Origin of the sequence: Kitasatospora sp. NPDC058406, from assembly GCF_042722765.1 — a bacterium.
Classification (GTDB): Bacteria; Actinomycetota; Actinomycetes; order Streptomycetales; family Streptomycetaceae; genus Kitasatospora.
The window spans coordinates 44,099-50,779 of the sequence record NZ_JBHXKE010000033.1 but is presented as its reverse complement, the minus strand read 5'-3'; the positions used below and the strand labels follow the sequence as shown (position 1 = coordinate 50,779).

At 75.0% G+C, this 6,681-nt stretch carries 5 protein-coding genes; 1 reads left to right on the top strand and 4 read right to left on the bottom strand.

Annotated elements, in window-relative coordinates; translation table 11 throughout:
- Positions 1 to 36: 36 nt before the first annotated feature.
- From ACFWOG_RS09675 to ACFWOG_RS09660, 4 genes are all read right to left on the bottom strand, one after another.
- Positions 37 to 2,289 carry a peptidoglycan binding domain-containing protein gene (locus ACFWOG_RS09675; protein WP_380356465.1) on the bottom strand — a complete coding sequence of 751 codons (2,253 nt, stop codon included), beginning with the start codon at positions 2,287 to 2,289 and terminating at the stop codon, positions 37 to 39.
- Between the two features lie 236 nt (positions 2,290 to 2,525).
- A complete protein-coding gene (locus tag ACFWOG_RS09670) occupies positions 2,526 to 2,987 on the bottom strand; it encodes a DUF6113 family protein (RefSeq protein ID WP_329949210.1) in 462 nt (153 codons plus the stop codon).
- Positions 2,984 to 3,895, bottom strand: a complete 912-nt coding sequence (gene mshB, locus ACFWOG_RS09665; RefSeq protein ID WP_329949211.1) for an N-acetyl-1-D-myo-inositol-2-amino-2-deoxy-alpha-D-glucopyranoside deacetylase — start codon at positions 3,893 to 3,895, stop codon at positions 2,984 to 2,986. The genes ACFWOG_RS09670 and mshB overlap by 4 nt, the downstream gene beginning before the upstream one ends.
- A gap of 30 nt (positions 3,896 to 3,925) precedes the next feature.
- Positions 3,926 to 4,120: a DUF2304 family protein gene (locus ACFWOG_RS09660; protein ID WP_329949212.1), complete on the bottom strand. Its 195-nt coding sequence runs from the start codon at positions 4,118 to 4,120 to the stop codon at positions 3,926 to 3,928.
- 314 nt (positions 4,121 to 4,434) lie between these two features.
- On the opposite strand from ACFWOG_RS09660, the gene ACFWOG_RS09655 reads away from it, so the two are divergent.
- Positions 4,435 to 6,588: a prolyl oligopeptidase family serine peptidase gene (locus ACFWOG_RS09655; RefSeq protein ID WP_380356462.1), complete on the top strand. Its 2,154-nt coding sequence runs from the start codon at positions 4,435 to 4,437 to the stop codon at positions 6,586 to 6,588.
- Positions 6,589 to 6,681: the final 93 nt, after the last annotated feature.

The following is a 6,681-nucleotide window of genomic DNA, read 5'->3' as shown; positions in this document are numbered from 1 at the left end:
GACCGGATCCGGTCCGGCCCCTCGACAACTCCGCGGTCAGACGGTGAACTTGACCGTGCGGTCCCGCTCGCCGGTCTTGTCCAGCACCGAGGTGACCGCGTCGGCGACGTCCTGCGGGGTGATCTGGACCAGCTGGCCGTTCTTCTTCGTCTTGACCTTGTCGAAGGCCCCGGCCAGCTGGCCGTTGAGCGCGTCGAGGTCCCACTTGGGCACGATCTTGCCGTTGGCGTCCGGCACCAGGGTGAGGGTCTTGGCGGCGATCTTCGGGGTGAAGTCCCACTTCTTGGTGCCGGCCTGGATGCGGACGATGCCGTTCACCGCGGACTTGCCGAGGGTGTCGGCGGCGCCCTGCAGGGCCTGCGGGGAGTTCTTCGGCTGGGCGGCCGTCACGGACAGCGCGACCGGCTGGTCGGTCCGGCCGGCGGCGCGGTCGCGGTAGGCCGCGTCGACCAGCTCCACGGCGGAGGCGGAGTCCACGGCCTGGCCGGCCTTGCCCGGGACCACCACGACCTCGCCGTTGTCGCCGAACTTGACGTAGCCCTCCTGCAGGCCCTGGCCGGAGCCGGTGGCCAGGGCGTCCAGGGCGGCCTTGAGCTTGGCCCGGTCCACCTTGACCTCCGGCGGGACGGCCTTCTCGTCGCCCTTGAGCGACTTGAGGACGTCGGCCGGGTTGTAGGAGTGCTGGGTGAGCTTGTCGACGGTGGCGGTGGTGTCGAAGCTCAGCCCGGCGGCGGTCGGGTCGAGGTCCAGCGTCTGCTCGCCGACCTTCAGCTTGACCGGCTGCTGGCCGGCCTTGCCGACGGTCTCGTCGAGCTGGCGGATGGCCTGGTCGCGGTTGCTCCCGCCGATGTCGGTGCCGAGCACGACGGTGCCCTTGGGGATGTCGGACTGGTTCATCATCAGACCGGTGCCGTACGCGGCGGCGCCGAGGAAGAGCACGCCGATGACGGCGTACGTGCCGAGCTTGACCAGCTTCTTGGCGGCGCTGGGCTTGCGCTTGGCGGTGCCGGAGGCGGGCTTGGGGGCGGCCGGCTGCGGGGCGGGTGCCGGGGTGGGCACGGGGGCCGGGCCGGGGGCGGGTACGCCGGTGCCCGGGCCGTCGTACTGCGGCAGGCCGGGGGCGGCGCGGAACGGGTCGGAGGGTGCGGCGTCGAAGGCTCCACCGGGGCCACCGGGGCCACCGCCGGCACCCGGGCCGCCCGGCTCGCCCTGGCGGAGGGGTGCGCCGGGGAAGAGGCCGGCGGGCGGCGGTGTGCCGTTCGGCCCGGCGGCCGGCGGGCGCTGGGCGGCGAACGGGTCGGCGCCGGCCGGGGCGGAGGCGAACAGGCCGGGCTGCGGGGCGCCGTTGGGGGCGCCGGCGCCACCGGGCACGCCGGGTATGGCGGCGGGCGGGGCGTCGTCGCGGATCGGTGCGAAGCCGTCGACCGAGGTGTCCTCGGGTCCGCCGGGCAGCGGGCGGCCGGGGCCCTGGGGGGCCCGGCCGGGTGCACCGGCGCCGGGGGCGAACGGGTCGGCGGCGGGGCCCGGGGCGAACGGGTCGGCCGGGGCGTCCGCGTAGACGCCGGCCTCCTCGGCGGGGAGTTCCGGGCCGGTGCCGTAGGGCGAGGCGGGTGCGCCGGTCGGGCGAGGCGCGGGGGCCTGCGCCTGGGCGGGCACCGGGCGGCCGTTCGGGCGGCTGCCGTTCGGCCGGGTGCCGTTGCGCCGGGGGCCGGGGTCGGGAGCGGCCTGGGCCGGCTGGGCGGCGGTGGCTTGGGCACCCGGGGCGCCGACCGGGGCCGAGGCCGCGACGGGAGCCGGGGCGTCGGCGGCCTTCTTCTGCCGCGGCCGGAACCACGCGCCGGTCGACTCGGACTCGGAGGTGGCCGGCGGGATCTGCCACTCCGGGGGCAGGTTCGGCGGGGTGGCCGCGCGCGCGCCGCCGCCGTCCATCACACCGAGCACCGGTGAGGAGGGCGCGGCGGAACGGTGCCGGGGCCCGGCCGGTTCGGCCGGGGCGGGCGCCGGGGCGTCCTCGCCGGGGCCGTCCTCGTTCTTGACCGCGCTGCGGACCACCACCGGCGGGATCGGGCGCGAGCCGGGGATGTTGATCCGGACGCGGGTGGTGACGGTGGTCTCGGTCTTCGGGGACTCGTCGTCGCCCTCCGGAGCCGAGCCCCCGGCGGTGCCGGCACCCGTGCGGTCGCCGCCGGGGAAGCCCGGTGTGCCGTAGGGCGGGGTGCCCGACGGGTAGGCGTCCGGGCCCGTGCGCCGAGGCGTCGGGTGGGCGTTCTCAGATTCGCGGCTGCTCAATGCTGCTCTGCTCCGGGTTCGCGGGCCGGGCCGTGCGGCGCGACCGCGGTCGTCGGCGCCGGACCTGGCGGGCGGCGTCGGGTACGGCGTTCTGCGGCACCACCATACTGGGAAGAACTGAGCGGTGAACCGGTTCGGTTAGAACCCGATACGTCCGGTTCTTCCGGTATGAGAGTACGACCGGGTGGTCCTGACTGCTCGTCGTACCGGCCACCGTACGCGGTTCGGCGGGTCGATCAGCGCGGCGGACCGGGTACTCCGGGAAACCAGCTGGTCCGGGTCGGCAGGGTGGCGCAGATCACGCCCAGAATCGATCCGACGAACAGCCAGGCGAGCGACGTGGCATTGGTCCAGAGGACGTTGTCGCCCTCCGGCCGGGGCACCATCAGCAGCAGCAGGGCGAGGAACCAGCCGGCCGCCGGCGCGGCCGCGCCGAGCCGGGTCCCGGTGACCCGCAGGCCGGCGTAGAAGGTCGCGGCGGTGGCGGCGAGTGCGAGCAGGACTCCCACGGGTGGCCACAAGGCCTGCACAAACGCTCCGCACACCGATACCGCGATGCCCAGCAGGAAGAACAGGACATAAGCCGCGATCCGTGCGATGCGGGGTGGCTGGGACTCGTTCAGCCGTTCGTCCCGGGTGCCGAGGACGGTCGCCGGGATCGAGCGGCGCTGCGGCCGGGCGTCGGCGGGCGCGGTCATCGGGCATCCTCCTGGGAGATCTGGTCCGCGGCCGTGCCGAGGCCCGCGAAGAGGTCGTCCTCCGGCAACCGGGGACCGGCCTGGCCGCGCACCAACTGGTAGTACTCGGTGGCGATCAGCGGCTGACCGAGGTCGTTGGAGAGCGCGAAGAAGTCGCCCGCCACGGTGATCTGGGTGGCGTGCGCCGCCATCGCGGCGGCCTTGCGGTCGGCGTACGCGGCGCCGTCCAGCACGGTGGTGACCGCCTCGTCGGCGACCACCCCCGGAACGTCCCCCGGCTTCGCCACGCCCGGGAACGGCGACCCGGCCGCGGTCGCGGCGAGACCCCGCTCGATCACCGACCGGGGCATCCGGTTCCAGTACACCTTGGCGATCCGCCAGGCCGGCCCCAGTTCGGGCCGGTACGCCCCGTCGGCGGCCAGCTCGTGGGCGCGCATCGCGACCCGGTGCGTCTGGATGTGGTCCGGGTGCCCGTAGCCGCCGTCCTCGTCGTAGGTGACCAGGACCTGCGGACGCACCTCGCGGACGACCGCGACCAGCCGGCCGGCGGCCTCGTCCACGTCGGCCCGCCAGAAGCAGTCCGGCGCGTCGTTGTCGGGCACGCCCGACATCCCGGAGTCGCGGTAGCGCCCCGGGCCGCCCAGGAAGCGGAAGTCGGTGACCCCGAGCGCGCGCATCGCCTCGGACAGCTCGCCGATCCGGTGCGCGCCGAGGGTGTCCTCCCGATCGGCCGTCAGGTGGGCCAGCTCCGGGGGGATCACCTCACCGCCCTCGCCGAGGGTGCAGGTCACCAGGGTGACGCGGGCGCCCTCGGCGACGTACCTGGCCATCGTGGCGCCGTTGCCGATCGACTCGTCGTCGGGATGGGCGTGCACCAGGAGCAGGCTGCGGCCGGTAGTGGCGGTCATGGGAGCAGCCTAACGACCGGCCGCACGGGGTCAGAGCTTCAGGCCGTTGATCATCCCGGCGAGGTTGCTGGTGACCTGACTGATCGAGGGGGCGATGGAACTGGAGGCCAGGTAGAAGCCGAGCAGCGCGCAGACGACGGCGTGCGCGAGCTTCAGGCCGGAGCGGCGGATCAGCACCACCACGATGACCAGCATCAGTAGGGCTGCGGAGACGGACAAAGCCATGGCGGCTCACACCCCTTCTCGGGTGCGCCGCCCCCGGCGGAGGGCGGCGGTCGGGACCGTGCGGGACTTGCGGTCGGGCGGCCGGGGCCGGGACGAGGCCTGACGATCACCCGTTGGACCAGTCATACCCGATGGGTGAGCGGATCATTACGGTCGGTGAGTCCGCGCACCCCGGGGCACGGGGGCACCACCGGGGCGCATGGGCCGGTCGGAGGGGGTGCGGGCCCCTTCCGGGCGTACTTGCGCCGGATGCTCCGAACGAGTGATCACCACCGGCCGGAGGGTGGCACCTCCAGGTCGTAGGGTCAGGTGCCATGACCACCCACACCCCAGCGGACACCTTCCCGAGGCAGTACGCGCGCACCCTGCGCTACACCGTCGGTGCGCCCCGGTCGTTCTCCGTCGCACCCGACGGCTCCCGGGTCGTCTTCCTTCGCTCGCGGTCCGGCAGCGACCGCGCCAACCTGCTCTGGACCCTCGACACGGCCACGGGGGAGGAGCGGGTCGCCGCCGACCCGGTCGCCCTGCTCGGCGGCGGCGAGGAGGACCTCTCCCCGGCCGAGAAGGCCCGCCGTGAGCGCAGCCGGGAGGGCTCGGCCGGCGTCGTCGGCTACGGCCTGGACGGCAGCGGCCGGATCGCCGCCTTCGCGCTCTCCGGCCGCCTCTTCACCGCCGACCTGGTCGACGGCACCACGGCCGAGCTGCCCGCCGAGGGACCGCTGCTCGACCCGCGGCCCTCCCCGGACGGCCTCCACGTCGCGTACGCGAACACCGCCGGCGAGCTGCGGCTCACCCGTACCGACGGGACGGCCGACCGGGCCCTCGTCCGGCCCGACGGACCCAACGTGACCTGGGGTCAGGCCGAGTTCATCGCCCAGGAGGAGATGCACCGGGACCGCGGCTACTGGTGGTCCCCGGACGGCGACCGGCTGCTGGTCGAGCGCGCCGACGACACCCCGGTGCGCCGCTGGTGGATCGCGGACCCGGCGAACCCGGACCGCGAGCCCGCCGAGGTCGCGTACCCGGCCGCCGGCACCGCCGACGCCGAGGTCGGCCTCTGGGTGCTCGACCTGGACGGCGCCCGCACCGAGGTGCTCTGGGACCGCGGGGCCTTCCCGTACCTGGCCCGGGTGCACTGGTCGCAGGGCGGCGTCCCGCTGCTGCTCGTCCAGGCCCGCGACCAGCGCAGCCAGCGGATCCTCGGGGTGGACGTCGAGACCGGCGCGACCGAGCTGCTGCACGAGGAGCGGGACGACGCCTGGTTGGAGCTGTTCCCCGGCGTGCCCGCCTGGACGCCGGACGGCAAGCTGGTCCGCATCTCCGACGAGTCGGGCGCCCGGACGCTGGTGGTCGGCGACCTGAACGTCACCGGCGCCGACCTGCACCTGCGGTCGGTGCTCGCCGTCACCGCCGACGAGGTCTTCTTCACCGCCTCCGGCGGCGCGGGCGAGAGCGACCCCGAGCCGGGCTGGATCGCCGCAGGCCGGATCAGCCACGACGGCAAGCGGCTCTCCTGGGAGGCCGCCAACGGCCGGCCGTTCACCTCCGTCACCACCGCCGTGCACGCGGCCGGCATCACCGTGCGGGCCACCGCGGAGCCGGACCTGCCCGGCACGCTGGTGCAGGTCGCCCGGGACCTGCCGGAGGGCCTGGTGGTGGACGACATCGCCATCATCGCCTCCTACGCCGAGGCCCCGGTGATCACCGCCCGCCCGGTCTTCCGCTTCGCGGGCGAGCGCCGCATCCCCGCGGCCGTCTTCCTGCCCACCGGCTACGACCGCGAGCGGGACGGCCTGCTGCCGGTCCTGATGGACCCGTACGGCGGCCCGCACGGCCAGCGCGTCGTCCAGGCGCACAACCCGCACCTCAACTCGCAGTGGTTCGCCGACCAGGGCTTCGCGGTGGTCGTCGCCGACGGGCGCGGCACCCCCGGGCGCACGCCGGCCTGGGAGAAGTCGATCGCCTTCGACTTCGCCGGCGCCACCCTGGACGACCAGGCCGACGCGCTGCGCGCGCTCGCCGGGGAGTTCCCGCTGGACCTCGACCGGGTCGCCATCCGCGGCTGGTCGTACGGTGGCTACCTCGCCGCGCTCGCCGTGCTGCGCCGTCCGGACGTCTTCCACGCGGCCGTCGCGGGCGCCCCGGTCACCGACTGGGAGCTGTACGACACCCACTACACCGAGCGCTACCTCGGCCACCCCGCCGAGCGGCCGGAGGTGTACGCGGCCAACTCGCTGAGCGGCTACGCGGCGGGCCTGGAGCGGCCGCTGATGATCATTCACGGTCTGGCCGACGACAACGTGGTGGCCGCGCACACCCTGCGGCTCTCCTCGGCGCTGCTGGCGGCGGGGCGGCCGCACGTGGTGCTGCCGCTGTCGGGGGTCACCCACATGACGCCGCAGGAGGAGGTGGCGGAGAACCTGCTGCTGCTCCAGGTCGACTTCGTGAAGAAGTCGCTCGGAATCTAGACCCGGCGACTGGACGGTCCGGGACGGTCGGGGACGGTCGGGGGCGGGCGGTGTGAGGGGGAGCGGGGCCGGAACAGGGCGCCGGGCCCGCGG